The organism is Chromobacterium subtsugae (assembly GCF_001676875.1).
In the GTDB taxonomy this organism is placed as follows: Bacteria; Pseudomonadota; Gammaproteobacteria; order Burkholderiales; family Chromobacteriaceae; genus Chromobacterium; species Chromobacterium subtsugae.
Window position 1 is genome coordinate 1 of record NZ_JYKA01000051.1, and the last position, 606, is coordinate 606.

A 606-nucleotide genomic window follows, 5' to 3' on the forward strand; every position below is an offset into this window, starting at 1 on the left:
CGCGGCAACCTGCTTCTGGCGCTGCGCCGCGAAGACAAGGTGCTGCCGGCCTCCGTGATTCGCGACTATGTCGATGCCAAGGTGGCAGAAGTAGAGGCTCGGGAGCTGCGCAAGGTAGGCCGCAAGGAAAAGCTGGCGCTGAAGGAGCAGCTGACCGACGACCTGCTGCCGCGCGCCTTCGTCCGCAGCGGCCGCACTCTGGCCTACATCGACAACAACCGGCAGTGGTTGATGGTGGAGTCGGCCACCGCCAGCAAGGCAGAGGCACTGGTCTCCAAGCTGCGCGAGGCGCTGCCGCCATTCCCCGCCGCGCTGCCGCGAACGAAGATCGCCCCGCATGCGGCTATGACCGACTGGCTGGCCATCGGCGAAGCGCCCGATGGCTTCGAACTGGACGCTGACGCGGTGCTTCGGGATAGCAGCGAGAACGGCGCGCAGGTGCGGGTTAGCCGTATCGACCTGACTGCCGATGAGATCCGGCAGCACATCGCCACCGGCAAGCATGCCTCCATGCTGGGCCTGATCTGGAACGACAAGATCCGCTTCCAGCTGACCGACTCGCTGCAGCTGAAGCGCATCCAGTTCCTGGACGTGCTGCAGGAGGAA

General features: G+C 65.5%; 1 protein-coding gene. It reads left to right on the forward strand.

Going from position 1 to position 606, the window contains the following annotated elements:
- Positions 1-606: recombination-associated protein RdgC (locus MY55_RS22330; protein WP_157889417.1), on the forward strand; the 606-nt coding region annotated here is incomplete at both ends.